This window comes from Porphyromonas gulae DSM 15663 (genome assembly GCF_000378065.1).
GTDB classification, from domain to species: domain Bacteria; phylum Bacteroidota; class Bacteroidia; order Bacteroidales; family Porphyromonadaceae; genus Porphyromonas; species Porphyromonas gulae.
The window spans coordinates 1-26,465 of sequence record NZ_KB899177.1 but is presented as its reverse complement, the minus strand read 5'-3'; the positions used below and the strand labels follow the sequence as shown (position 1 = coordinate 26,465).

Annotated in this window: 25 protein-coding genes and 1 tRNA gene; 5 read left to right on the top strand and 21 right to left on the bottom strand. The window is 46.9% G+C overall.

The window, feature by feature from the left end; translation table 11 throughout:
• Positions 1-453: 453 nt before the first annotated feature.
• The 10 genes from F452_RS0109115 to lepA all read right to left on the bottom strand — a co-directional run bounded on the left by F452_RS0109115 (position 454) and on the right by lepA (position 13,128).
• Complete coding sequence (locus F452_RS0109115; RefSeq protein WP_033317187.1) at positions 454-855, bottom strand: SRPBCC family protein; 402 nt, start codon at positions 853-855, stop codon at positions 454-456.
• Positions 856-969: 114 nt separating this feature from the next.
• Positions 970-1,368: a winged helix-turn-helix domain-containing protein gene (locus F452_RS0109110; protein ID WP_018965898.1), complete on the bottom strand. Its 399-nt coding sequence runs from the start codon at positions 1,366-1,368 to the stop codon at positions 970-972.
• A gap of 81 nt (positions 1,369-1,449) precedes the next feature.
• A complete protein-coding gene (locus F452_RS0109105; protein WP_235317495.1) occupies positions 1,450-1,965 on the bottom strand; it encodes a hypothetical protein in 516 nt (171 codons plus the stop codon).
• A gap of 74 nt (positions 1,966-2,039) precedes the next feature.
• A complete protein-coding gene (locus F452_RS0109100) occupies positions 2,040-3,317 on the bottom strand; it encodes a hypothetical protein (protein ID WP_018965896.1) in 1,278 nt (425 codons plus the stop codon).
• 2 nt (positions 3,318-3,319) lie between these two features.
• Positions 3,320-3,538, bottom strand: a complete 219-nt coding sequence (locus F452_RS0109095) for a helix-turn-helix domain-containing protein (protein ID WP_018965895.1) — start codon at positions 3,536-3,538, stop codon at positions 3,320-3,322.
• 118 nt (positions 3,539-3,656) lie between these two features.
• Positions 3,657-4,061: a hypothetical protein gene (locus F452_RS10900; RefSeq protein WP_235317496.1), complete on the bottom strand. Its 405-nt coding sequence runs from the start codon at positions 4,059-4,061 to the stop codon at positions 3,657-3,659.
• 167 nt (positions 4,062-4,228) lie between these two features.
• Positions 4,229-6,148: a molecular chaperone DnaK gene (gene dnaK, locus F452_RS0109085; protein ID WP_026292344.1), complete on the bottom strand. Its 1,920-nt coding sequence runs from the start codon at positions 6,146-6,148 to the stop codon at positions 4,229-4,231.
• 619 nt (positions 6,149-6,767) lie between these two features.
• Entirely contained in the window at positions 6,768-8,648 is a 1,881-nt protein-coding gene (locus F452_RS0109080) for a DUF349 domain-containing protein (protein ID WP_018965892.1), read from the bottom strand.
• Between the two features lie 1,072 nt (positions 8,649-9,720).
• On the bottom strand, positions 9,721-11,307 hold the full coding sequence (gene dnaB, locus F452_RS0109065) for a replicative DNA helicase (RefSeq protein WP_018965890.1): 1,587 nt from the start codon (positions 11,305-11,307) through the stop codon (positions 9,721-9,723).
• 33 nt (positions 11,308-11,340) lie between these two features.
• A complete protein-coding gene (lepA, locus tag F452_RS0109060; RefSeq protein WP_018965889.1) occupies positions 11,341-13,128 on the bottom strand; it encodes a translation elongation factor 4 in 1,788 nt (595 codons plus the stop codon).
• A gap of 280 nt (positions 13,129-13,408) precedes the next feature.
• On the opposite strand from lepA, the gene F452_RS0109055 reads away from it, so the two are divergent.
• The 4 genes from F452_RS0109055 to F452_RS0109040 all read left to right on the top strand — a co-directional run bounded on the left by F452_RS0109055 (position 13,409) and on the right by F452_RS0109040 (position 15,893).
• Positions 13,409-13,479 (top strand) — tRNA-Gln (locus F452_RS0109055).
• Positions 13,480-13,697: 218 nt separating this feature from the next.
• The gene (locus F452_RS0109050; RefSeq protein WP_018965888.1) at positions 13,698-14,333 is read left to right on the top strand and encodes a TetR/AcrR family transcriptional regulator; all 636 of its coding nucleotides are present in this window, start codon (positions 13,698-13,700) and stop codon (positions 14,331-14,333) included.
• Positions 14,334-14,416: 83 nt separating this feature from the next.
• Positions 14,417-15,163 carry a 3-oxoacyl-[acyl-carrier-protein] reductase gene (gene fabG / locus F452_RS0109045; protein WP_018965887.1) on the top strand — a complete coding sequence of 249 codons (747 nt, stop codon included), beginning with the start codon at positions 14,417-14,419 and terminating at the stop codon, positions 15,161-15,163.
• Between the two features lie 43 nt (positions 15,164-15,206).
• Entirely contained in the window at positions 15,207-15,893 is a 687-nt protein-coding gene (locus tag F452_RS0109040; protein ID WP_018965886.1) for an RluA family pseudouridine synthase, read from the top strand.
• Between the two features lie 17 nt (positions 15,894-15,910).
• Here the strand turns inward: F452_RS0109040 and F452_RS0109035 are convergent, their stop codons facing one another.
• Positions 15,911-16,510: a response regulator transcription factor gene (locus tag F452_RS0109035; RefSeq protein ID WP_018965885.1), complete on the bottom strand. Its 600-nt coding sequence runs from the start codon at positions 16,508-16,510 to the stop codon at positions 15,911-15,913.
• Positions 16,507-17,217, bottom strand: coding sequence for a hemerythrin domain-containing protein (locus F452_RS0109030; protein ID WP_018965884.1), 711 nt, complete (start codon positions 17,215-17,217; stop codon positions 16,507-16,509). The genes F452_RS0109035 and F452_RS0109030 overlap by 4 nt, the downstream gene beginning before the upstream one ends.
• A gap of 315 nt (positions 17,218-17,532) precedes the next feature.
• On the opposite strand from F452_RS0109030, the gene F452_RS0109020 reads away from it, so the two are divergent.
• The gene (locus F452_RS0109020; protein WP_018965882.1) at positions 17,533-18,489 is read left to right on the top strand and encodes an NAD-dependent epimerase/dehydratase family protein; all 957 of its coding nucleotides are present in this window, start codon (positions 17,533-17,535) and stop codon (positions 18,487-18,489) included.
• A 188-nt stretch (positions 18,490-18,677) separates the two neighbouring features.
• On the opposite strand, the gene F452_RS0109015 is transcribed toward F452_RS0109020, so the two are convergent.
• The 9 genes from F452_RS0109015 to F452_RS0108975 form a co-directional block, all read right to left on the bottom strand.
• Positions 18,678-19,247 carry a C40 family peptidase gene (locus F452_RS0109015; RefSeq protein ID WP_018965881.1) on the bottom strand — a complete coding sequence of 190 codons (570 nt, stop codon included), beginning with the start codon at positions 19,245-19,247 and terminating at the stop codon, positions 18,678-18,680.
• The gene (locus F452_RS0109010) at positions 19,222-20,136 is read right to left on the bottom strand and encodes a ribonuclease Z (RefSeq protein WP_018965880.1); all 915 of its coding nucleotides are present in this window, start codon (positions 20,134-20,136) and stop codon (positions 19,222-19,224) included. The genes F452_RS0109015 and F452_RS0109010 overlap by 26 nt, the downstream gene beginning before the upstream one ends.
• 32 nt (positions 20,137-20,168) lie before the next feature.
• Entirely contained in the window at positions 20,169-20,621 is a 453-nt protein-coding gene (locus tag F452_RS0109005) for a nucleoside deaminase (RefSeq protein WP_018965879.1), read from the bottom strand.
• On the bottom strand, positions 20,618-20,845 hold the full coding sequence (locus F452_RS0109000; protein WP_018965878.1) for a hypothetical protein: 228 nt from the start codon (positions 20,843-20,845) through the stop codon (positions 20,618-20,620). Before F452_RS0109000 ends, F452_RS0109005 begins: the two co-directional genes overlap by 4 nt.
• Before the next feature lie 25 nt (positions 20,846-20,870).
• A complete protein-coding gene (locus F452_RS0108995; RefSeq protein ID WP_018965877.1) occupies positions 20,871-21,476 on the bottom strand; it encodes a ribonuclease HII in 606 nt (201 codons plus the stop codon).
• A gap of 10 nt (positions 21,477-21,486) precedes the next feature.
• On the bottom strand, positions 21,487-22,701 hold the full coding sequence (locus tag F452_RS0108990) for an aminotransferase class V-fold PLP-dependent enzyme (RefSeq protein WP_018965876.1): 1,215 nt from the start codon (positions 22,699-22,701) through the stop codon (positions 21,487-21,489).
• A gap of 58 nt (positions 22,702-22,759) precedes the next feature.
• The gene (locus tag F452_RS0108985; protein WP_018965875.1) at positions 22,760-23,311 is read right to left on the bottom strand and encodes a nitroreductase family protein; all 552 of its coding nucleotides are present in this window, start codon (positions 23,309-23,311) and stop codon (positions 22,760-22,762) included.
• Positions 23,308-23,910 (bottom strand): riboflavin synthase, encoded by a 603-nt coding sequence (locus tag F452_RS0108980; protein WP_018965874.1) that lies wholly within the window; start codon positions 23,908-23,910, stop codon positions 23,308-23,310. The genes F452_RS0108985 and F452_RS0108980 overlap by 4 nt, the downstream gene beginning before the upstream one ends.
• A 278-nt stretch (positions 23,911-24,188) precedes the next feature.
• The gene (locus F452_RS0108975; protein ID WP_018965873.1) at positions 24,189-25,916 is read right to left on the bottom strand and encodes a phosphoethanolamine transferase; all 1,728 of its coding nucleotides are present in this window, start codon (positions 25,914-25,916) and stop codon (positions 24,189-24,191) included.
• Positions 25,917-26,465: the final 549 nt, after the last annotated feature.

Here is a 26,465-nt window from a genome sequence, read left to right as displayed (position 1 = left end):
GCGGATACCTCGCCAATCAACACAAGCATTGATTTGGCGGAGAAAGGAGTGCTTCATACGGTCACGACGAACCTGAGTATATACTTGTAGAAAGCTGGGAGCCGGTTCGGTTAGTTTAGTTGCCATGTTGATACAGTTAATTATGTGTAAATATGCTATTTATCAGTGATATATGCAATAATCCTAGTCCCCAAAAGACACAAAGTGCCGTGCAACGGTCTCATAAATATACGACTAAAATCGATAGAAAACGAAGAAATACGAGAAACTATCAAAAACAGAAATCGCAGTAAGTGATTAACTTACTGCGATTTACTATTTGTTTGATGCTCGTTTGTGAGCGGAATTATTTCACTTCTTCAAAATAAATCTATGTTGATTTACAGTAGATTGCGATTGTATGGTACAAATATGATTTCTGAAATCGATTACAAACAATCGCTTATATTGTCTTTATTGCTCTGCTTTTTCAAGTTCTATTCGAGCTGTGAGTTCTTCTTGGTACGTAGTCATAAACTTGTTTAAATCCATAAAAGCATACCCCACTAAACGATAGAACAGATTCTTGTATTCTATCTTTTCTGTTGCAGTGAATAGAGTTTTACCACCTTCCATCGGTTCGAATGTTGCCTGCCATTCTCCTGTAAACATTTTACTATCCATCTCAAAACTGTAGAAAGAGTGTGGTCTCTTCTCAAGTGTCTTGAATCGGATAGTTACACCATTGGTTGTCTCTTCCCATTCTTCAATATCCCCTTGGGTACGGATGATATCCAAATCATCCAAAGAATTTCTGTAATGCCATTCTTGATTGTTGGTCACGATAGCAAAAACAACATCAACAGGGGCATTCAAAATGCACTGTTTTGTCTCCGTTCTGGTTCTCGGCAGCAATGCTCCTATGAGCACGACAACCAATACAAGTAATAAAAGACCGCTCAATATTATGTACAACACATTCTTCACGTTCTATTTGATTATTACCCACTTTCCAGCCTTTGTAGAGCCTTCGTGCTTGATGAGTCCTTGCTTAGTCATATTCTTAATATGATATTTAATGCCATCAAGAGTAATGCCGATAGATTGAGCCAATTCCTTTTGAGTAATTTCAGGCTTTGCCTGAATAGCTGCTAAAATCCTTTCTTGGGTAGTTTCTTGGGTAGTTTCTTGGTTTTTTCTTGGATGTTTCTTGGATGTATCTCCTCCAAAGCCTTCTTCAAAATACTTTTGAGAAACATTCTCAACTACTCGAAAAGCTGTAATCAATGAAAAATCAAAAGAGGCCTGCCCATTACCGTTTTCTTCCAACTCCTTCTGAACTCGGTAGACTCCACGGCTGAATCGGTTTACATAGCCCAAAACTTTCATTGCTTCGGCAATAAAGGGATTCCGATAATCACTCACATTTGGGAAATTATCATAGGTTCCTTGACTAAAAAGTCATTTAAGCTACACTTTAATTTTTTCATCATCTATGATCTCTACCGAATTCTGGAATCGTATAACCACATTATGTTTCTTCTTCATTTCTAATAAGTAATTTTGAGTTAGACTAATATTAGCAAAAGGAGGGCGTTGCATAGGCAACGAGGCTAATAAGTAGCAAGTATTATTCTTATCAAAAATACCTAGAGACCTATAGTAACATTGTGTTTTAAATAGTTGCTTTCGAGCTTTATTTAAATTCTTTTTGTTATTTTTAATCTTATAACTGTACTTTAACTCAAGAAAGAGAATCCAAGACTTATCATTACTACTATGAGGATAAGTAACGCATTCACATTGAGAAGCAATACTTCCATTAGGTTTAGTAAAGCTTGTATTATCAAAAGGAATGCCGTCTATTAGTAAACTATGAGGATTATTAATTGTAAAGTAATCTATATTGGTCGGAAGAACACCGTCAAACAACTTTACTCCTTGTTTAATTGGACTATGGGTTGTTTGTTGTGTATAGTCTGCCACATATATTGAATTGCTTGTGGTGATGTCATTAGTCAATTGGTGAGGGAAATGATTTTGTATACTTGTTCGTATCATTATTCGTAGTAGTTAAGCATTAAATAAAAGTCATCCATCAAGTCTTTCATTTTCTGGTCGAAATAGTTGTCAGAAATTAGTCCATCTTCTCCTTGAATGGTCCCTCTCACGACTCCTTCTCTGATTTCATAAATAGATACGTCTACAGGATTGATTTTAGATTGATTACACTTGAGTTTGCTCAATTCATTTGCCTCCATTTTATCACTGACTAAGCCTGCCATCATACAGTTATTTAATGCATAAAGCACATATGGACTATGTGTTGTAAGCGTTAATCTGTTCCCTTCTTTATTCAAACACTTTTGTAAGAAGTAATACACCAAATCTCGTTGTGTTTCAGGAAACAAATTTTGTTCTGGCTCTTCAATAATAAACTGAGAGTTCATTGTTTTAAATAAGCTATTCGATATGGCTTTGTATTCTTCAAAATATTTAACTGCTTTTTCTTCCTTTTCGTGGAGTTTTTCGTTGAAAGATTTTACAAGTTTTTGCAAATCGTCTATAGGCAAATTATCCTTATCATAATAAGGTTTTAATGCTTTTTCTACCGCAAGATTTATGTTGACCCGTTGTTTTCTTTCATCCTGTTCAAAGGAAATAGTATCCTCATCATATATCCATTTTGTCAAATATTCAATCATAGCAATTAAGGGAGTAATAGATTGCAACCCGCTTGATGCGTTTGACAAGAGGATATCATACTCTGCATCATTATTATTACCTCTAATATGATCTTCTTCACTTCCTTCAAGATAATAATAGTTTACACCAAGATTCAGAACAGATAAATTATTTTCATTAGAATATTTCTTGCGAGCTTCAAACCAATCAAACAAGAAACTTCTAATATTAGTATTCCCAAATTCAGATTTTCTTGCTTCAGGAAGAATAACCATATTACGCTCAGAAGGAATGTAAGCTATTTTACTACGTTTGTATGCATATTTATCAACCCATGAGATTGAACATTCCTCATTTTCCCATACAATATCTACGACCTCACTTTTGTAGTAAATATAACTATCGGAATTGAAGTAACCCTTTATCTTATGAAAAGACTCAAGACGTTCTCTGAAATATGTTTTATTTTCTTGATATTCGGAAAGGGATTGACTTGTCGCCACATCTTTTTCCACCCACGTACAAAAACTAATAATTTTTGCGATGGTACTTTTACCACTACTTTGTGGTCCCATAAAGACATTAATCCTATTGAGAGAAATCTCTACAACCTCTTTTATAGGGCCTATATTTTTTATTGTTATTGTTGACATAGTTATTGATTAGTATTATTGTTCGAATTTTCTATCAGTTGTTTTGCCTCGATTTCCAATATCTCTGCAATCTGGAAGAGGGTTTCGAGGCTTGGTTGGCGTCTGTTGCAGACGTAGGAATTGACAATGCTGAAGCTTTTGCCGAGTTTTTCGGCAAGCCATGTTTGCTTGATGCCTTTCTCCTCAAGCACTTCTTTGATTCGATTCATGGGTTTATCCATCGCGTTCAATGTTCTTTTGATAGCGCAAAGATATGAAATGAAATAGCATAGAAAAAGGGAATGAGGATTTATTTTCTCCATCCCCTTAAATCTTTTAATGGGTGTAGAAGAGAAGTATTTACTTCCGTTGTTTTATGGATTCTGCTTGCTTATGAAGTTCGTTTGCCTGCGATGTGTTGAAACGGGCTCGCTCTGTCTTTTCAGCTTGCTCTTTAACTAATCGTTCGTAAGTTTCCACTTGTTCTCGGATAAGTGCAATCTGCTGTTCGTCTCTCTGATAAGTGAAGAGCGTTTCCAAATCCATTAGCTTTTCCTGATTGGCTTCTCCATATATTTTGATGTGGCGATACTTCAAGTCTTTATCTGACAGTTGACTGTTTTGTTGCATCTGCCAGAAGTTTCCAAGCAGTGAAAACAAAATAACAAGCCCCATACAGCAAAAAGTGATAACTGTTCTGCTATTCTTAAAGTCAAGACTAAAAACATGTTCTTTGCGGATGACAGTGCGATTCTCTTTGCCCATCTCATCAACTTTCGCCTTGACCGCTTCTAGAGTCTCTTTTTTCTCTGCATCCCATTCATCCAGGTTCTCAAAGAGAATCTATAGATCAAATTTTCAAAAATAAAAATCGCAGTAAGTAGATAGCTTACTGCGATTTTTATTTGTTTGGTACTCGTTTGTGAGCGGAATTACTTCACTTCTTCGAAGTCTACATCTGTGACGTTCTTGTCGTCAGAAGGCTGATCGCCGGCAGATGGACCTTGAGCACCACCGAAGTCCGGACCGGGTTGTGCACCGCCTTGAGCTCCGGCATTCTTATAAAGCTCTTCTCCTGCTGCGGAAAGAGCAGCTTGCAGTTCGGCCATGGCCGTATCAATAGCAGCTACATCCTGTGATTTATGCGCTTCTTTCAGCTTGTCGAGAGCAGCATCGATCGGAGCTTTCTTATCGGCAGGGAATTTGTCTCCCAACTCCTTCAACTGCTTTTCGGTCTGGAAGATCATGCTGTCAGCTTGATTGATCTTGTCGATACGTTCTTTCTCCTTCTTATCGGCTTCGGCATTGGCCTGCGCTTCTTCCTTCATACGCTTGATCTCATCGTCGGACAAACCGCTGGAGGCTTCGATGCGGATATTCTGCTTCTTGCCAGTAGCTTTGTCATGAGCCGTTACGTTGAGGATACCATTGGCATCGATGTCAAATGTTACTTCGATCTGCGGTGTCTGACGGGGTGCAGGAGCGATACCGTCCAAGTTGAAACGGCCGATGCTCTTATTGTCCTTAGCCAAAGAGCGCTCACCCTGAAGCACATGAATCTCTACCGAAGGCTGATTGTCCACTGCTGTAGTGAAGATTTCGCTCTTCTTCGTCGGGATAGTCGTATTGGCATCGATCAAGCGAGTCATCACGCCACCCATAGTCTCGATACCGAGCGAAAGCGGTGTAACGTCCAACAGCAAGACATCCTTTACTTCACCGGTCAGAACACCACCTTGAATAGCGGCACCCACAGCTACCACTTCGTCGGGATTCACACCCTTGGACGGAGCCTTACCGAAGATCTTCTCCACAATCTCCTGAATAGCAGGAATACGTGTAGAACCTCCTACAAGGATGACTTCGTCGATATCGCCACGCGACATGCCGGCATCTCTCAGGGCCGTTTCGCAGGGAGCCACACATGCCTGAATCAGACGATCGGCCAACTGTTCGAACTTAGCCCTTGTAAGCGTCATCACCAAGTGCTTGGGGATGCCATTCACCGGCATGATATAGGGGAGGTTGATCTCCGTAGATGAAGTGCTGGACAGCTCTATCTTGGCTTTTTCGGCAGCTTCTTTCAGACGCTGCATAGCCATAGGATCCTGACGAAGATCCACTCCTTCCTGAGACTTGAACTCTTCTGCCAACCAGTCGATGATCACGTGGTCGAAGTCGTCTCCTCCGAGGTGCGTATCACCGTTGGTCGATTTCACTTCGAAAACGCCGTCGCCCAATTCCAAAATAGAGATATCGAAGGTACCGCCACCTAAGTCGAAGACAGCGATCTTCATATCCTTATTGGACTTGTCCAAACCGTAAGCCAAAGAAGCTGCCGTAGGCTCGTTCACAATACGACGAACTTTCAGTCCGGCGATCTCTCCAGCTTCTTTCGTTGCCTGACGTTGAGCGTCGTTGAAGTATGCAGGCACAGTGATCACGGCTTCTGTCACTTCCTGACCGAGATAGTCTTCGGCCGTCTTCTTCATCTTCTGAAGGATCATGGCCGAAATTTCCTGCGGCGTATAGAGGCGACTGTCTATATCTACGCGCGGAGTATTATTGTCCCCACGTACTACCTTGAATGGCACTCTGTCCACTTCTCTGGAAACCTGATCGTAGGTTTCGCCCATGAAGCGCTTGATAGAGTATATCGTTTTGGTCGGATTGGTGATGGCCTGACGCTTGGCCGGATCGCCTACCTTACGCTCGCCACCATCCACAAAAGCCACCACCGAGGGCGTTGTGCGCTTGCCCTCACTGTTCGCGATAACGATAGGTTCGTTACCTTCCAATACAGAGACACATGAATTCGTTGTGCCTAAGTCAATTCCAATGATTTTTCCCATAATTCTATATTCGTTTTTTGTTGTTGTCTGATTTTCTTTCGTTGTCTATGTAACGACGAAAGGGTGATACGCTGTAACATGAACAATTTGCGTGCCAAAAAGCAAAGTACGCCTGATACTGCCAAAAGGTGACAGAATGTCACAATATGAAGCCGCACTGTGACTCGAAAACCTGACGAATGCGACTCCACGCCCTGCTGTAGCTTCAGCTCTGACTATATAAATTACTATAGGAACTAATTCGGTATATAGCTTCCCTCAATGTCGTGTGGCAATCTTATATGATAAGAACACTCAGTCTCTCGTAGAAACGCCAATTCGACAGCTTTCCCGAAGTATCCCCATGCAAAGGATAGGGATGAATCCCGATGGATTTATGTTCTCTGCTTTTACGAACCGGTTTACGACAAAAATAGAGCCTAAAGCGTGAAAAAGCGGAACCACTCTTTTCCCTTCTGGCGCGAGAAATTTTTTCTTCTCTGCACCTGTTTCTATGAAGAAAGCCGATAAAAAAGAAGCGAGCCACGAAAGTCCGATTACAAACTTCGTGGCTCACTCCTATTCTTGAATGCTGTCGTCTCCTCGGGGGGTATTTGGCCGATGGAGTGGGGGAAGAGTCTTATTCTTTAGCGTTCAGCTCTTCCATCTTCTTATCGATCAGCTTGATCTTCTCGATCATCAGACGGATGTCTTCTTCCAGTTTTTCCTTCTTGCGCTCCATTTCTCGCATCAGGCTATTCCCACTTTTACTGGATATGCTGAGGAAACCCAGATTGTTCGTATAGGTCTGCAATTCGTTGCGCATGCGATCGAGGATACGTGTCATACGATCACGCTCATCGTAGAGCTGACCTTTGCCACCGCCTTCCAGTTGTTCTAAGGAGGCATTGTACCCTTCGAGGCGACGATTGCTGCGTTCGATATTGAGCTTGTCGTACAGGCCATCGATCAATTTTCTGTAAGTCTTATTGATAGCATCTTTTTCCCTGAACGGTACAAAACCTATGGCATTCCAGCGTCCGGCCAGAGCATTGAGTCTGTCGATGATACCTTCGCCGGCCTCTTCCGAATCCAAAGCCTCCAGCTCAGCTATGATCGCTTTCTTGCTCTTGAGGTTTTCGCGTTCTTCGGAGCGCATATCACCCTGTTCGGCTTTTTTGCGTTTGAAGAATGCATCGCATGCAGTTGTAAAGCGCTTCCAGATCTCATCACTATACCGATGAGGAACGGCTCCGATGCTTTTCCAATTTTTTTGGAGTTCGGTCAAGCGAGCAGAGGTTTCTTTCCAGTCGGAACTCTCCTGGAGACTTTCTGCCTCTTCCACCATGGCCAGTTTCTTCTTGTAGTTATTGGTCAGCTCTTCGCGCTTGCCTTTGAAGAAAGCCGTTTTTTTATTGAAATAATCATCGCATGCCGCACGGAAACGCTCGTAGATCTTCTCGTTGTCGCTTCTGCGGGCATAGCCTATGGTCTTCCACTTGGCCTGAATCTCGAGTACGGCCTTTGTCTGTTCGTCCCATTTGGCCAGCGAGTTCAGTCCGGAGGTGTCTATCGCCTCCATCTCTTCGCAAAGCAATGTTTTCGCGGCCAGATTTTCCTGCTCGCGTATCTTTTGCTTTTCGAAGTGTTCTTGATACTTCTTATTGATCGTGGTAGACGCAGCTTTGAATCTTGCCCACACCTCTTCGCGGAGTTCGCGGGCTACCGGCCCCAGTTCGCGCCATTGATGGTGCAGCTCTTGCAGTACTCTGAATGAGTGGATGACGTCGGCATTCTCCGTGAGGGCTTCGGCCTGATGGATCAATTCTTCCTTAGCCTCCAGATTCTTTTTGAAATCGTAGGCGCGGAATTCATCGTTGATCTGCTTCAGATCATAGAACTGTTCTACCAGACTATTGTATTCTTTGGTTATATCCGTAGCATTTGCTTCCGGCACGGGACCGGTCTCCTTCCAGGACTTGCGAATCTCATGAAAAACAGGGCTGATCTTGCCGAACTCTTCGTTGCTGCCGAGAAGATCTCTCAGCCGTTGCAAGAGGGCCTCCTTCTGAGCCAAATTGCTCTCACGCTCCTTTTGCATCGACTCTATCCGCGATTGGTTCAGTTCGCGGAAGCGCTGTAGCAAGTCTTTCAGACGTTCCTCGTTCAAGTCCGGCTCGGCCATAGACGAAGTCGTACTGTCGGCCAATTCTCCTGCACGAGCCTGCTTCTTCTTATAGAAAGCACTCTTGTAGGCCTCTACTTCCTGTCGGCGAGGTAGCTCTTCTCCTTGGAGTAATGTGGCCAAGCTATCAAGTAGCTCAAGCTCGGTCATGTCCGCCAAACGGGCGTTTACGCTTGTTTTACTTTCTTCGGCTGATTTGGATTCGTTTTCCAAAGGAGTCGGATCTGCCACTTCCAGGCTTTGAACCTCCGGCAACCGGTCTGTTGTCGTAGGTTTCAATTCTTCGGATTCGGGCTGTGCCATTGAATCCGTGAGAGGGTTCGTAGGGTTTTCCATACGTTACTGCTTTAATGTTCACATCCACCGAAAACCTCCTGTCCGGAGAGATACAATTCGGCGCTTTTCCAATACAACGGAAGGTAATTATCAGATAACGATTCCGTCTTCAAAAGACCAAATTAAAGAAAAAATATTGACAGACCATAATTTGGAGAGTGTTTGCCCCAAAGTGCTCATTCCAGAAGTAAGAGCAACACTCTGGTAAATCGGTCTATCGATCCCTCAGCGTCAGGATGGCTTCGTTTGGGTCGACCCGATGATCAGTAGGCTTCAAAGTCTTCTACACGCTCTGAGCATCGATAGAGCCCGAGTCTGTCAAGTGTACTGCGATGAGTCTTTTTACATGTTACAGGCACCGATGGCCTGTACTCGCTCTAATGCCTTTTAGGGGATTGAACTTTTTCCTTACATTTGTCCGCGATGAAGCCCTCTATGAGGAGTTGGATGTCACTGTCCTGAGAGGCTTTCATCCGAATGAAATTATATAGATAAACGATTAAATGATAGTTAGATATGTGCTTCGAATATCCTCATGCTCCTAATCTTTTCGGCCGATTGAGCCGGCCGATATTATATGTATGCCATGTTGGCATACGGATGAATAGTATAATCCCCATGATCCATAAGCAGCAATAAGGTCTCTTACAGTCCCTTCAAAAGAATAAGGCACCCACATGATTCAGCTCGAATCATGTGGGTGCCTCTGTTTTATAGCCTCTCGAAGTGGCCTTTTTAGGCTTGCGATTTATATAGAAATGACTTTCAATCTATATATAAATTGAAAACGATTTATATACAAATCGAAAACGATCTATATATTTATCGTAAACGGTTTGTATATAGATCGTTATCTTCTCTCCCAAAAGTCATATTTCGACTTGAAAAAGTCCGTGTCCTCAACTTTTCGACTTCAATATCTACTTCTTTTTACCTGCTTATTTGGAATCATTCCAAACTCCTCTTCGTTGTTGAAAACTTTTTTGGCGCGTGTTTTTAAGAGGAGAGGGCACGTTGTATTGGAGCCAATGTGTATTGGCTCGTAATTGTGCAATATCGTTTCCTGATAATGTCAGAAGGGGTTGTCGATTCCTGATGCTTCGGCGAGGAAATCGGCCTCGGATGTGCCCGAGGAATAGGGGCCTGAAAGGAGAGGATTGTCCTCCGGAGGAGGTAGGGGTGGGGCGAATGATCCGTTGCCGACACCCATTTCCACGGGAGAACCTCCGATACGGGAGTGGCGTTTGACCATGCTTTCAGCCTCAAGAGGGAGGAACTTGGCAAACTCGCTGCGGAAGCGCAAACGCACATCATCCACAGGCCCGTTACGATGCTTGGCGATGATAAATTCGCCTATGCCCAAAAGGGAGTTGCCCTGCTGGTCTTCCGTGATCTTGTAGTATTCGGGGCGATGGATGAAGCATACCATATCGGCATCCTGTTCGATGGCTCCGGACTCGCGCAAGTCGGATAGCTGCGGACGTTTGCTGTTGATGTCGCCCTGACGGGTCTCCACACTTCGGTTGAGCTGGGAGAGAGCGATGATGGGTATCTTCAGCTCCTTGGCCAAAACCTTGAGAGAGCGTGAGATGGTACTGACTTCCTGTTCACGATTGCCGAATGACATTCCGCTGGCGTTCATGAGCTGAAGATAGTCGATGATGATCACCTTCACGCCGTACTCGCGCACCAGACGACGCGATTTGGTGCGCAGTTCGAAGACGGAAAGAGAGGGCGTATCGTCTATATAGAGAGGTTTGTTTTCGAAGTCTTTCAGTTTGGTGTCGAGTTGTACCCATTCGTGTGATTCGAGTCGGCCGGTCTTCAACTTCTCACCCGGAATCTCACAGACATTGGACATCAGACGCTTGACCAGCTGCACACTGCTCATTTCCAAATTGAATATGGCTACGGGTATATTATAGTCGATAGCCATATTTTTCGCCATGGAAAGCACGAATGCGGTCTTTCCCATAGCAGGACGGGCAGCAATGATGATCAGATCGGAAGCTTGCCAACCGGCCGTGAGCTTGTCGATAGCGGGGAAACCGGATGGCTGACCGCTGAGTCCTTCCTTACGGTTGGCTGCAATTTGGATTTCGCCCAAGGCCTCTTTGATAATCGGGTCGATAGGCTGGACGTCCTGCTTCATGTTGTGCTGGGAGATCTCGAACAATCGTCCCTCGGCCTGCTGCAACTGATCCTCTATGTCCTCCGTATCATCGTAAGCCTTCTTCAGGACTTCACTGGAAAAGCCGATTACCTCACGGCTCAAAGCTTTCTGCGCCAATATCTTGGCATGGTATTCCAAGTTGGCCGAGCTTGCCACTTTGAGCGTCAGACCGGCTATATAAGAGGGGCCGCCGACGGCATCGAGATTGCCGTTCTTCTTGAGCTGCTCCGTCACCGTGAGCATATCCACCGGCTTCTGATTGAGTGCCAGTTGGGTAATGGCTTCGTAAATCAGCTCATGGGCCTTGAGATAGAAAGTCCTGGGGCGCAACATTTCGCCTACTTGCATATAGGCATCTTTTTCCAGCAGGATAGCTCCCAAAACAGCCTCCTCCAATTCGGGAGCCTGTGGCGGAACACGTCCCTCCAACGGAGCTGTAATGCTCTCCGGAGCAGGATGTTTGGTGCGAGACTTGGTAGCGGCCATAGTGATGGGACTGGATTGTGAAAAGGCTTCGGATCAGTCTAGTTTGAGGACAGCGAGGAAAGCTTTCTGAGGTACTTCGACCGTACCTATCTGCTTCATGCGTTTCTTTCCTTCTTTCTGCTTTTCGAGTAGTTTACGCTTACGGGAAATATCACCACCATAACACTTAGCCGTCACATCCTTGCGGACGGGCTTGATCGTTTCGCGAGCGATGATCTTGGCCCCGATAGCTGCTTGGATGGCTATTTCGAATTGCTGACGCGGGATCAGTTCTTTGAGCTTTTCGCACATGCGCCGGCCGAATGTGACACTGTTGTCCACGTGTGTGAGTGTCGAAAGGGCATCGACGGGTTCGCCATTGAGCAGAATATCGAGTTTCACCAGCTTGCTCTCTCTGAAGTCATGCAGGTGATAGTCGAACGAGGCATATCCTTTGGAGATACTCTTGAGCTTGTCGTAGAAGTCGATGACGATTTCGCCCAATGGGAGGTCGTAGAAGATCTCTACACGATCGCCCGATATATATTCTTGCTTCACCAACACCCCTCTTTTGCCCAAGCAAAGTGTCATGATAGGGCCGATATAGGCCGTATTGGTGATGACCGAAGCTCTGATAAAAGGCTCTTCGATATGATCGATAAGCGTGGGTTCGGGCAGTCCCGATGGGTTGTGGACCTCCTTACAGCCGCCTTTCTTGTCATAGACTTTGTAAGAAACGTTGGGAACTGTCGTGATCACATTCATATTGAACTCCCGATCCAATCGCTCCTGCACGATCTCCATGTGGAGCAAACCGAGAAATCCACAACGAAATCCGAATCCGAGAGCCACGGAGCTTTCGGGCTGGAACGTCAGCGATGCATCGTTGAGCTGAAGCTTTTCCAAAGAAGCGCGCAGGTTCTCGAAGTCTTCGGCTTCGATAGGATATACACCGGCGAAAACCATGGGTTTTACCTCTTCGAATCCTGCTATGGCCTCTTTGGCAGGCTTCGCCACATGGGTGATCGTATCGCCTACCTTGACCTCGCGGCTTGTTTTGATACCGCTGATGATATAGCCTACATCGCCGGTCTTGACCTCCGAGCGCGGCTCCATATCGAGCCTGAGTACTCCTACTTCATCGGCATCGTATTCTTTCTCGGTGGCAATAAACTTGACATGATCTCCTTTGCGAATACTGCCATTCACCACCTTAAAATAGGCAATGATACCACGGAACGGATTGAAGACCGAGTCAAAGATGAGGCATTGGAGTGGAGCATCGGGATCTCCGGCAGGGGCCGGTACTTGTTCGACGATAGCGCGAAGGATCTGATTTACTCCCTGACCGGTCTTACCACTGGCACGGATAACCTCCGAACGATCACAGCCCAAAAGCTCGATGATCTGGTCTTCCACCTCTTCGGGCATGGCACTGGGTAGATCCACTTTGTTCACAATGGGGATGATGGTCAGGTCGTTTTCGATCGCCATATAGAGATTGGATATGGTCTGTGCCTGTATCCCTTGGGCAGCATCGACGATAAGCAATGCCCCTTCGCAAGCGGCGATGGAGCGAGAGACTTCGTAGGAAAAGTCCACGTGCCCCGGAGTATCGATCAGGTTGAGCACATACTTTTCTCCATCTAACTGATAGTCCATCTGAATGGCATGGCTCTTGATCGTTATACCTCTCTCTCGTTCCAAGTCCATATTGTCCAAGACCTGATCTTGCAGGTCTTTGCCGGAGACGGTGTTGGTATATTCGAGCAACCGATCGGCCAAGGTACTCTTGCCGTGGTCGATATGTGCAATAATGCAGAAGTTGCGGATATTCTTCATCGATGTTTGTTGAAATGGAACTCTTTGATGCTGATGTATGACCTTTTTTCGGTCTTTATGCTCGCAAAAATACAAAAACAGACAGAAAAAGTGACCAAAATATCTCGACCGTGTTTCCGGTTTACGAACCTAAAATCGAGATTTCCAACCCATCTTTGCAAAGTCGGATACGATGGAGGAAGATACGGAGATGCCAATTAAGATTTAAATGTTGTCTTTTATTGTTCGTTTCACAAAAAGGTGTACATTTGCAGCACCGGAAGCGATAATGCTTCGCCACTGTCTCATGGTGTAATGGTAGCACAACAGATTCTGGTCCTGTTTGTCAAGGTTCGAATCCTTGTGAGACAACAAGAATATTGATAAGCTGTCCCCTTTCAAAGGAGACAGCTTTTTTATTTGCTTGGAGCAAACTCTTCTCGGACCATATCGTCAAACTCTTATATGCACAAAAGCGGCTGTTCTTTTTGCTCAATTCTGAAACAAACGTGCAAAATCAACACCAAAAACCTTATATTTGTTTCCGAAACAAGATACCGTTAGAATTTTAGGGTAATCGAAAATACTTAATGAGTGTGGCGAAAACAAGAGAACTGATGATCGATGTAGCACGTCAGCTCTTTGCCAAAATCGGCGTGGAAAAGACCACGATGAACGATATCGCCGATGCGGCAAACAAGGGACGACGCACGCTATATACCTACTTCAAAAGCAAAAAAGATATCTATTTTGCAGTTGTCCATAAAGAGCTGGACGAACTTTACAGCTCCTTGGAGACGGCTGCAATCGTGTCTATGCCGCCGGCTAAGAAGCTGATGCACTTCATCTATACTCATTTGGAAGCAATCAAAGAGATCGTCGTGCGTAATGGTACGCTTCGTGCCGATTTTTTCCGAGATATATGGAAGGTGGAGACTGCCCGTAAGGAGTTCGACCTCAAGGAAGAACATCTGATCTGTTCCATTTTGGACGAAGGAGTTCGGCTCAATGCTTTTTCTATACCCGATACCCATATTACCGCCAAGATCTTGCTCCATTCAATCAAGGGGCTGGAAGTGCCCTATATCAGCGGACATCTTAGGCATGCCGGAACGATCGCATTCGAGCGAATCAGTGAGAATGTGGAGCATCTGATCTTCCACGGTATCTGTCTATCTCCGGCAGTAAACACCGGTGAAGAAGAGACTGGCAGAGAAAGTATTTAAGAATTTAACGATCAATAAATCAACTTCGCGGACATACAGATCGTATCGGTCAGTATCTGTCCACGACAAATAAAAATCAAAGTATGAAATTATTGGAGAACAAGGTAGCTCTCATTACGGGAGCCGGACGCGGTATCGGCCGTGCCATAGCTTATAAGTATGCAACGGAAGGTGCCGATGTGGCCATTACGGATCTGAATATCGATGAGGGCGTACAAGCTTTCGTAGAAGAACTCAAACGGCTGGGAGTACGTGCTGCGGCATACGCTTCCAATGCGGCTGACTTCGATGCCGCGCATACAGTGGTGGAACAGATCAAGGCTGACTTCGGCCGGATCGATATTTTGGTGAACAATGCCGGTATCACTCGCGATGGCCTTATGATGCGTATGACCGAGCAACAATGGGATGCCGTGATCAATGTTAATCTGAAGTCAGCGTTCAACATGATTCATGCCGTGACTCCCATCATGATGGGACAGCGTACCGGCAGTATCATCAATATGACTTCTGTGGTAGGTGTATCGGGCAATGCAGGACAATCCAACTACTCAGCCTCCAAAGCTGGTATGATCGGTTTGGCCAAGAGTGTTGCCAAAGAACTGGGCTCACGCGGCGTGCGTGCCAATGCAATTGCACCGGGTTTTATCATTACCGATATGACCGCCGTGCTTAGCGAAGAAGTGAAGAAGCAATGGGCTGCACAGATACCTCTGCGTCGTGGCGGTACGCCTGAAGATGTGGCTAACGTGGCTACTTTCCTTGGCAGTGATCTCTCTTCGTATGTGACGGGACAGGTAGTCCACGTTTGCGGTGGTATGAATATGTAATATAGGATCAGAATCAACCTGTTCGGTTCATAGGGCTGTCGTTATGGAAATCGTTTACGAAGACAATCATCTGATCATAGTCAATAAGGCTGTCGGAGAGATTGTTCAAGGCGATAAGACCGGCGACAGCCCTCTGTCCGAAACGGTCAAGCAGTGGATCAAAGAGAAGTATGCCAAGCCGGGCAATGTCTTCCTCGGTGTAGCCCATCGTTTGGATCGTCCCGTAGCAGGGCTGGTCGTTTTCGCCAAAACGAGTAAGGCTTTGGCTCGGCTCAATAATATGTTTCGAGACGGGGATGTACAAAAGGTATATCGTGCCATAGTCAAGCAAAGACCTCCCAAGGACGCGGACACACTGCTCCATTATATCAGCCGAAACGAAAGGCTGAACAAAAGTTTTGCTTCGGTACGTGAAGTGCCGAACAGCAAGAAAGCATCTCTTTCTTACCGCTTATTAGCTTCGTCCGACAACTACCATCTTTTGGAAGTAGAGTTGCATACGGGCCGGCATCATCAGATTCGTTGCCAGCTCGCAGCTATAGGTTGTCCTATTAAAGGTGATTTGAAATACGGATTTGGGCGCAGTAATCCGGATGGAGGAATCAGTCTGCTGGCCCATCGAATTCGTTTCACTCATCCCGTCAGCGGTGTCCTCATCGATCTCACTGCTCCTCTTCCACCCAATGATAAACTTTGGTCTTTGCTTACTTCTAAAGCAGGCGATCAGTGAATAGAAAATCTATTCGCTTAGTGAGTAATCTCGTCGAGATTGACGAGTTTGTTCATGATGGCGTAGATCGTCAAACCACTGGGGCTGTGGATCTGTAGTTTCTTTGCTATGTTGCGTCGGTGGGTTATAACGGTATGTGTAGATAAGAAAAGCTCTTCCGCAATCTCTTTGTTGGTCATACCTTTCACCACGCCTACGACGATCTCTTTCTCCCGATTGGTGAGCGTCTGTTGTTCTTCTCCGCTCTCTTCGGGTTCCAAGGTCTTTTGATAAAGTCTTTCCAATAGCTGTCTTAATTCCTCTACTGTGGCGTGGACGGACAGTGTATCGTCATAGTTGTGTAGCATATTGCTGTCGATCGGCGTAGTGAGCAAACCCACATAGCGCGACTGTGGACATACCTTGTCTGATTCGTTTCGGGTCAGTCCCGATACGAGTGGATTCATGAAAACGATATCGGGACAATAAAAGGAGATTACATCTACCCAACCATTATCGGCCGGCGCATCTATGAATTGTATCTTGTAGCCGGTGATTTTCTTTAGTAGAGCTTCCAGCCCTGCACGAATCATAGGTAGCGGTTCTACGATCGCTACCTTGAGTGAGATGATGTTCATAATCCGCTTTCCTTTTCTATTTTACGAATCAAAGGCACGAAAAGGTGGTCTTCGACAAAGTTGTGTGCAGACAGATCGTCTTCCGAAGAGAATATGTCGTGCAGTACGCTGTTGAGTTCGTAGCCGCTTGATGTCGGGTAGTATTTGATCAGCAGGTTCTTAAGTTCGGAAATTTTCAGCTCTATCTGATCGTGGCGTTTGCTGAATATATCGATCCTGTAGTGCGAACGTTCGTCCAACTTTCCGGCTAAAAGCTTTTCCACATAGGGGAAAACTGTTTTCTCTTCGTAGCTCATGTGCTTGCGTACTTCCTCCACGTATTCATCATAGAATTGACGAATGACGAACACCACCTCGGATGGGCAGTTGGACAGTGCGGCTAAAAGATCTTGACGGAGCGAAGGCAGACGGAATTCGAGAAAATAATTGTGCGACTTGCGCAGATAGTTGATCAGGGAGGGAGCTGACAGATCCGACAAGATTGCCTCGGAAGGGTGCTCGGGACGGTTGATAAGTGCGTTGATGACAGCCATGAGGGTATTGGTGTTTACCTTATTGTCCTCACAGACTTCTCGTATGCTCTTTTCTCCGAAACCAAGTGAAATACCAAAGCGCGTAATGACCAGCAGCAAGTCGTAATTCTCGCATATTAAGTCACTTAGCTTTGTATTGGGTGAATATGATTTCTTTATGTGATGCGTTGTCATACGAAAAAATATTGTTTTGTTTCGAACAAAAGTATAGTTATTCCACCTAATCGACAATCCCCACATATAGGTATCTGCCTGAAATCAAATGATTTCGCACTTGATCGTTCTCTTTTCTTATACCGGTTCGGCTCAAACCTCTTCAAGACGGGATGGCATCTATTTCGTCAGACTCCTATAGAGAGGTCTTTGTCTTTCTTTTCGTCTTCATCGATTTTGTGCTGCTTTTTAGTCGCATATTTATGAGAATAATCCATACTTTTGCAGCGAATTTTAATGAACCCAACTAACTTAAAGCAATACGGAGGTAGTAGAATGAAGAACATCCTGATTATCGGCTCTACCGGCCAGATCGGATCGGAGCTGACTATGGAGTTGAGAAAGCGTTATCCTCAGGGAAACGTTGTAGCGGGTTATATCCCCGGTGCAGAGCCTAAGGGCGAACTACTCGAAAGCGGTCCTGCCGAAATAGTAGACATCACCAATGCCAAACAAATAGCAGAAGTGGTGGATAAGTATAAAGTAGATACGATTTACAATTTGGCAGCCCTTCTCAGTGCCGTAGCAGAAGCCAAACCTCAGTTAGCATGGCATATTGGTCTGGGAGGACTTTTCAATACACTGGAAGTAGCTCGTGAAAAGAATTGTGCAGTGTTTACACCCAGCTCTATCGGTGCTTTCGGCAATGATACTCCTAAGGACAAGACCCCCCAGGATACTATTCAGCGTCCCAAGACCATGTACGGAGTAACGAAGGTCAGTGGCGAGCTTTTGAGCGACTACTACCACAAGCGTTTCGGTGTAGATACACGTTCGGTTCGTTTCCCCGGTTTGATCTCCAACGTCACCCTCCCCGGTGGCGGAACGACAGACTATGCCGTGGATATTTATTATGCAGCTGTCAAAGAAGGATGCTTCACCTGTCCCATTAAAGAAGGTACTTATATGGATATGATGTATATGCCCGATGCTCTTCGCGCATGCGTGGAGCTGATGGAAGCTGATCCTGCCCGTCTGGTACATCGCAATTCGTTCAATATCACTGCCATGAGTTTCGAACCCTCGCAGATAGCGGCAGCCGTGAAGAAGTTGGTACCTGATTTCGTTATGAATTACGAAGTCGATCCTCTCCGTCAAGGTATTGCCGAGTCATGGCCAAACTCATTGGATGATTCTTGTGCTCGTAGCGAATGGGATTGGAAGCCGGAGTACGATCTCGACTCCATGTCTGCTGATATGATCCAGATACTGAAAGCTCGCTACGGCAAGTAGAAAGTCTTTTTAGCTGCCGATACTGATAGGCAAAATACCTATTTGCCCCACATGCGGATCTCTGTATGTGGGGCAATTTTTATTGTGCCGATCTCCTTAAAAATGTAGTCCACAGCATCGACACCATTCAAGTTTTTGCCGGTGAAAAGGTGGAATCGGATTTTTGTAGAAGGGGAACTTGGCGAGGATCAGTCCATGAGGGCTTGGATCTCAGGTAAACGGCCGGCACGGACATAACACTTGCTGAAGTACGAACTTCGTTGCAGCGATTCGATGATGATACCTCTACTATTGGTGTTGTGCAGCATGATCAGTTCGTCACCGCGAACTTCGATTAGCAGTGCCACATGGCCGATAACCCCTTTGCGGTTCTTACTGCCACGGAAGAAAAGCAGGTCGCCCGGTAGAGGATGGCGTACGGGAATGGTATAGTTGTATAGTGCCGATGAAGAGCGTGGAATATGAATATCGTAGCAGAAGTAGAGGTAGGCCACGTAGCCGGAGCAATCCATCGGCCAAGACGATGGCTCCCGATACCTGTAGGGTTTGCCTATCAGCTTCTTGCCTCGGGCTATCAGGTCGGTAACGATGTCCTCCGCCGTTCGGAGCGAATGGCCGGTGGCAGTTGTATGGTGAGGTTTACCGGATATGCTTGTCGCTTTCTTGCTCGTTCCGCAGGAATACAGCAGACCGGTAAGGGCGAGGAGCAAACAAGACTGCCGGAAAAGGCATTTACAGATCGATACGCATTCTTTCATTGGCGGCAATAGTCGGCTTGAATACGCTTTGAGCTTCTTCCAGCAAACCTTGGACGTCCTTGTATCTGCCGGAGTAATGCCCGATGAGGAGGCATTTTGCTCCTGCCTGTCGTGCTATTTCGGCCGCTTCTTTGGCCGTACTGTGGAAAGTTTCTTTGGCTCTTGCCCGATCCTCCTCCATAAAAGTGGCTTCATGGTAGAGCAAATCCACACCTTGAATAATAGGGACGATGGAGGGATAAAACTCCGTATCCGAGCAGTAAGCATATCGTCTGGGCGGTGTGCCCGGGGTCGTGAGGTGTCGGTTGGGGATGATCCGCCCATCCGGTGTCGTGTAGTCGGATCCTTCTATGATGAGGGGATATTCGGCAAGCGGAATATTGTAGAACTCGGCAGCCGCTCTGTTCAGATGCCTTGCACGGCATTTTTCTTCGAAGAGGTAGCCCGCTGCAGGGATGCGGTGGCTGAGCGGTATGCTATAGACTTTGACGGATTTGTCCTCATGCACAAGCGCATGTCGGGAGGCATCGATCGTATGTATCTCCACCTGATAGGGCATTCGGTGACAGAACTGCTCCAATATGGGGCTGAGGAAACGCTCTATTCCCTCCGGCCCATGTACATGCAGGGTGCCGGTACGTCCCAACAGACCAAGTGTGGAGATAAATCCGGGCAGGCCGAAACAGTGATCGCCATGCAGGTGGCTGATGAAAATATGGATGAGACGCCCGAAATGGAGCTTTTCGAGTCTGAATTGTCGCTGGACACCTTCTCCGCAATCGATCATGTAAAGTTTGTCGCGTAGGTCGATTACTTGCGAAGAGGGATGGTGGTGTGTGGTCGGCAGGGCAGATCCGCAGCCCAATATATGTACACTGAATGCTGCCATATTGCGCAAAGATATATAAATGTGTCGCTCGGCTACCGCCGTTCGGCAAAGAAACTACGCATCAGATCCTCTGATTCGTCCGCCAATATACCGCCTTCTACGCGGCATTTGGGGTGGAGTGCATGATCGGTGAACAGCCTGTAGCCCACTTTGGGTTCGGAAGCTCCGTACACTACTCGTGGTATTTGCGTCCAGCGAAGCGCGCCGGCACACATCAGGCAGGGTTCGACAGTCACGTACAGTGTGCAGTCGCGGAGGTATTTCCCCCCTATGGCATCCACAGCCATCGTGATGGCAAGCATTTCGGCATGAGCCGTAGGGTCGTTCAGGCTTTCCACTCTGTTGTGAGCACGCGCAACGATCTGCCCCTTGCAAACGATCACGGCTCCGATAGGAACCTCTCCTTCGTCAGCGGCCGCTCGCGCCTCTTCAAGTGCAAGCCTCATATAGCGGATGTCATCTGTGGCAAGGGTAGGGGCTGTCATCGCATTTCCTCCTCTCGGAAAAGCAAAGGAGTATCACTTTCTAATCGGTGTATTACCTCTTTCATCAGCGTTTCGCGGATCCAGCGAGAGCGGTTCTCCACCTTGAAACGGCTACAATAGGTCTCGACGGCCTTGTGCTCCGCCTCGTTCAGTCGGATTTGGATTGTTTTCTTTCGGAGCATCGTGGCTCGCGGGAGTACATTGTGCCGGTTTTTCCTGCTCATATTCAGTGGTGCAAATATAGTCCCTTTATTCTGCTGCCGGCCGGTCTGCGTCCGCTACTCCGCGGAAAGTAAGGCGGTGATGCGGCGAAACTCCGAAGCGACGAATAGCAGATTTGTGTGCCGTCGAAGGATAGCCTTTGTTGCGTTCCCATCCGTACATCGGGAAGTCCTTATTCAGGCGGAGCATCGCGTCGTCCCGATAAGTTTTGGCCAAAATGGAAGCTGCTGCGATGGAGCGATAGCGGGCATCGCCTCCCACGATGCAGTGGTGGGGGATTTGTTCGAAAGGATCGAACCGATTGCCATCGATCAGCAGCCTTTCGGGGCGAAAAGGCAACTGCTCTATGGCGCGATGCATGGCGAGAAAGGAAGCTCTGAGGATATTGATCTCGTCTATTTCCTGCGCACTTACGATACCTATCCCCCATACGATAGCCTCGGATTCTATGACAGGGCGAAGGGTGTAGCGTTGCTTTTCGCTCAGTTGCTTCGAATCATTCAGCAGGGGATGAGAGAAATCGGCCGGTAGGATCACAGCCGCTGCATAGAGGGGACCGGCCAGACAGCCACGACCGGCTTCGTCGCAACCGCATTCACGCAAGTCATCGTCTATATAGCGAGAGAGCAGCATGGGGAAGAAATTAGAACATGCTTACTACGCGCTTCAAGGCTTGGAGGAATTGCTCCACTTCCTCCTCGGTGTTGTATAGGGCAAAGGAGGCGCGAGCCGTGGCATTGAGTCCCATGCTTTCGAGCAGCGGTTCGGCACAGTGGTGTCCGGTGCGGATGGCTATACCCAGCCGATCGAGCAGCATGCCGAGGTCATAGGGATGAATGTCCCCTATGAGGAAAGAGAGCACACCGCTCTTGTGTTCGGCTTCTCCGATGATACGGGCATTGGGAAAAGCTCTCACGCCTTCGGTAGCCATGCGCAGGAGTTTGTCTTCATGTGCGGCTATGACTTCTAAGCCCAGTCCTTCGATGTAGTCGAGAGCTGTGGCCAAAGCTGTGGAACCGACATAGTCCGGCGTGCCGGCTTCGAACTTATAGGGCAATTCGTTGTAGGTGGTCTTTTCGAATGTCACCTTGGCGATCATCTCTCCACCGCCGTGGTAAGGGGGCATCTTCTCCAGCCACTCTGCTTTGCCATACAATACGCCTATTCCTGTAGGTGCGTACACTTTATGGCCGGAGAAAGCGTAGAAATCCGCTCCCAACTCCCGCACATCTACCCGGCAGTGGGCGATGGCCTGTGCTCCATCGACCAGAACGGGTACTCCGGCGGCATGAGCCAAATCCGTTATCCGGCGTATGGGATTGATGGTGCCGAGCACATTGCTGATGTGGGCTATCGAAACGATTTTGGTGCGTTCGTTGAGTAGAGACCGGAAATGCTCCACATCCAGTTCGCCCGATTCAGTCAGCCGGATCACTCTGAGCCGAGCACCGGTACGCTCGGCCAAAAGTTGCCACGGGACGATGTTCGAATGGTGTTCGAGGGTGCTGATGATAATCTCATCGCCGGAACGGACGAAAGCTTGGCCGAACGAAGAGGCCACCAGATTGATCGCCTCGGTAGTGCCACGCGTAAAGAGCAGCTCTTTTGGGTCTTCTGCTCCGATGTAGCAGGCTATCCGCTTGCGAGCATTCTCGTGCTGCTCCGTAGCCACCTGACTCAGATGGTGTACGCCGCGGTGGATGTTGGCGTTGAATGTGCGGTAGGCTCGTTCGATTTGGTCTAATACCGCTATGGGTTTTTGCGTCGTGGCGGCATTGTCCAGATAGATGAGGGGTTTACCGTGTACCCGGGTATGGAGGATGGGGAAGTCTTCCCTGATTTTTTGAATGTCGTACATAATGAGCTATACTATATACTATGTATGTAACCTCTTCGGGGGAGGGAGGAGAGAGAACCTACCACTTCTCGCGGTGAAGAATCTCCGAGGTTTCTTTGCGCTTCTTGGCCCTGTGCGGATCGGCGGAATAGCCGAGCATGATGTTCATGACTACGCGACGTCCGGAGGGGATACCCAGTATTTCGCGAATCTTGGCTTCGTTTACCCAACCTATGATGCAGCTACCGAGACCTTCAGCCGTGGCAGCAAGCGTGATGTGTGCGGCAGCTATGCCGAGATCGATATTGGCATAGTGGATTTTTTTCATTTTTCCGCCGATAGTAGCCGTGAAGTTGGCTTTCTCCTCTACTACTACGATGTGTACGGGAGCCTGACGTGTGAAATGATTCATACCCAATAGCCGAGACGATGAGGCTTCCGCCAACTGTCTGCGAGTATCGGGATCGGTGACGACTACAAAGCTCCAAGGCTGCGAATTGCAGGCTGAGGGGGAGAGACGCCCCGCTTCGATGATGCGCTCAAGCACGTCTTCGGGTACGGGGCGGTCGGGATCGAACTTGCGATCGCTCTGCCGCTGTTCGATCAGGGAGTAAAAGTCGTTTGGGTTCATTGGTATTGGAGCATCTTGCTGAGGTATTTCCCCACGATGTCGAATTCCAGATTGACCACGCTACCTGGGACAATGCGGCAGAAATTCGTATGGTCCCGAGTATAGGGGATGATGGCCACACGGAAGCTGTTCATGCCGGAGTCGCATACGGTCAGGCTCACGCCATTGACGCATACGGATCCTTTCTCCACGGTCATATAGCCTTGGCGAGCCATCTCCTTGTCGAGCTTGTATTCGAACGAATAGTAGTGGCTGCCGCCGGCTTCTTCCACTGCGGTACATACAGCCGTCTGATCTACGTGTCCCTGCACGATGTGCCCATCGAGTCGGCCGCCCATCATCATGCTTCGTTCCAGATTGACGAGATCGCCTATTTGGAGGAGTCCGAGGTTGGAGCGTTCGAGGGTTTCGCGTATGGCGGTCACGGTATAGGTGGTGTCCGTCTTGCTGACTACGGTGAGGCATACGCCGTTGTGTGCGATGCTTTGGTCTATCTTGAGTTCACTGACGAAAGAGCACGTCATCGTGATGTGCAGATTGTCATTTTCGTGACGGAGATCCGTCACTTGGGCATATTCTTCTACGATTCCGGAAAACATATTGTTGTTGTTTTTAATTGATGAAGCGGTACAAAACTACAGAAAATATAGTGATGGTAAGGGAAATACGAATAAGGTAACAACATAAGAATATTCTCCCTGATGCGGTTGCCTTGATATAGAAGCTAACAGTTGCTGAGTATAGAGCTAAATACCGAATGCTATCTCGAGAATGTGATAAAAGGGATGTAAGAGACACTTACACCCCTGTACAAAAGCTAAGTGTCGAATGCCCTTGATGGTGGTTTGGAATATGAGGATCGATAACCGATATTGGATCAGTCAATAGTCAAAGATGAATCGTCCGTGTAAATAACCCGAGGACGATGCTCATCATAGCCGGTGCCCCAGAAGTCGAACTCCGGTTTGTAGAGCGGAGATTCTATTCCTAAGAGTCCCATAATGGCATAGGGCAGGACGTCGGTCATGATACGTCGGCTCCTAATAGTTTGCAACCGAGGAATAAGCTCTGGGTACTTGGCTCTCATAGACGGACTGAGGTATATAAACAGAGGGACAGACACACCTTGGTGGCTAAATGAATGCCCGACCAGATTGGGGTTGTTGGGTGCATCATAGAGGGCTTGCCCGTGATCCGAAAGGTAGATGATGATTGCATCTTCGTTTGCGTATTTTCGCTCAATCTCGCCTAGGATATAATCCGTGTAGTACAGACTATTGACATAGTGTGCCACGACTGCATCTTTCGACTCGTCATAGTGAGAGGGAAGATTTTCCGAGTTGAATTTGGCAAATTCAGAGGGGTAACGATCCTGATAGGATACATGTGAGCCACTCAGATGTACCACCTCAAATAGATTTTGATGCTCGGTGCGTTGCATGAGATTGGGTAATACCACATCGTCCATCCCTCTGAAGACGAAGAGGGTACTGTCTGAAAGTTTGGCGATGGCTGTGACATTCTGCACTGCAAGACCGAGTTTTTCCTGAGCACTCAGCCAGAAGGTATAGTAACCGGCGGAGCGTAGTAGCGGTATTAGAATAGGATCGTCATACCATTTTCCTCCTGCACGGCTTTCTCCAATAGACATCATTGCTGCAATCGAACCTTGAGTATTGGGTTTGGCACTGACCACATCGTCGAACTGTACAGCGGCACCGGACGAAAGTAGACTATCCAATCGGGGCGTATTCTCCAGAGGATAACCATAGCTATGCATATAATCAGGGCGGGCTGACTCACCCAGAACGAGCACTACCGTGTGGGGTGGCTTAGGGGAGACTTTGGTAAACATATCTCCCTTTGCTCCGGAGTTAATGCGATCGAAAAGAGCATTGACCTCTTTGCCTTCCATCAAACTCTGCGAGATACTCCATACGAGTCTTTCACAAGGTGCAGCTGTCGGATAGGAGAAAGCATAGCCTCTATCCTCGGAGAGTTGATCAAGAACTTTGGGATAGTGCCAAACTGCCGCATAGAGTATTGGGCTAAGAAACAGAAGCAGTAGGGGGAGGAGATATTTGGGCCTGCTTGGGAGTAGACGCAGCAACAACCCGAAGGTTAGGCTCACAAGCCAAACGATCACGTACCAACCTGCCACATGGCCGATGTCGCTCCAAGAGAAAGCCTCTCGCCAGAATGCACCGGCCTCGGCCGATGTGGTAGCAAGAAATGCTGTAGCCATATAGGGAATAAAAACAGTGCCGTAGCATCTGAGTAGATACATCTCGATTACGTACATGAGCGTTGCGATCAAGATCACAGGCCACATAATGCCTCGATATAACCGATGGCTTGGGATGGCTGCAAGCAATAAATAAACGACCAAGCTCCAAACAATTGGGGCAATCAGAATCTCGGCAAATCGAACCTCCATATCCAAAGAGATCAATACTCGGCGATAGGATTCGTTGACAATAAGCTGTAAAAAGGCCAGGAAAAACAGCAGATAGCTGCGGTTTAGCAGGCGGCGGCCATAGGTGTTAGAGGCATTCTGCCGAAGATTGCGATTCGAGTTGCACAATTTTGAAAAAAGGTCGATCATTGTATTTTTTATATTGCTATTGATTTTAATCGATGAGTAACATTCGTAAACGTAGGGGCTGATTGGATTGAGGTTGTATATCGTTTAGAGGACCATAGTGGAAGTATGTAATGCCCAAAGGTGTCGGAATGTGTTCTTTGAAGTTGTTTAACTGATATGCGACAAAGATATGTAAAAAACGTTGCCACATAAATGAAATTAACAAATATACTTCATGGGACAACCGCCTCAAATGCTCCCATTCCAAGTTTAATTGTCGTGGTGTATTTTTGATATGAGTGGGGAATAACCTTTTGAAAAGGTGAGTAAATACTTGCAGATTCGCTTGATCTCATGGGAATGTCGTTTTTATGGTGTAATTCAATGTTGTCCTAAACGTTTTGGAGGATATAAGAAAAAGGAAGCAGAGCTAAGGAACAAAATGTTACCTTAGTAAAGAGAGCCCAACTCCTCCACTTCCTTTATGACAAAAATAACACTCTTTGCGCAAGCCATCGGTAAACTACCGAAAGAAAAGATTAGAAAGATTATTCGGGAGTCAGGTACAGA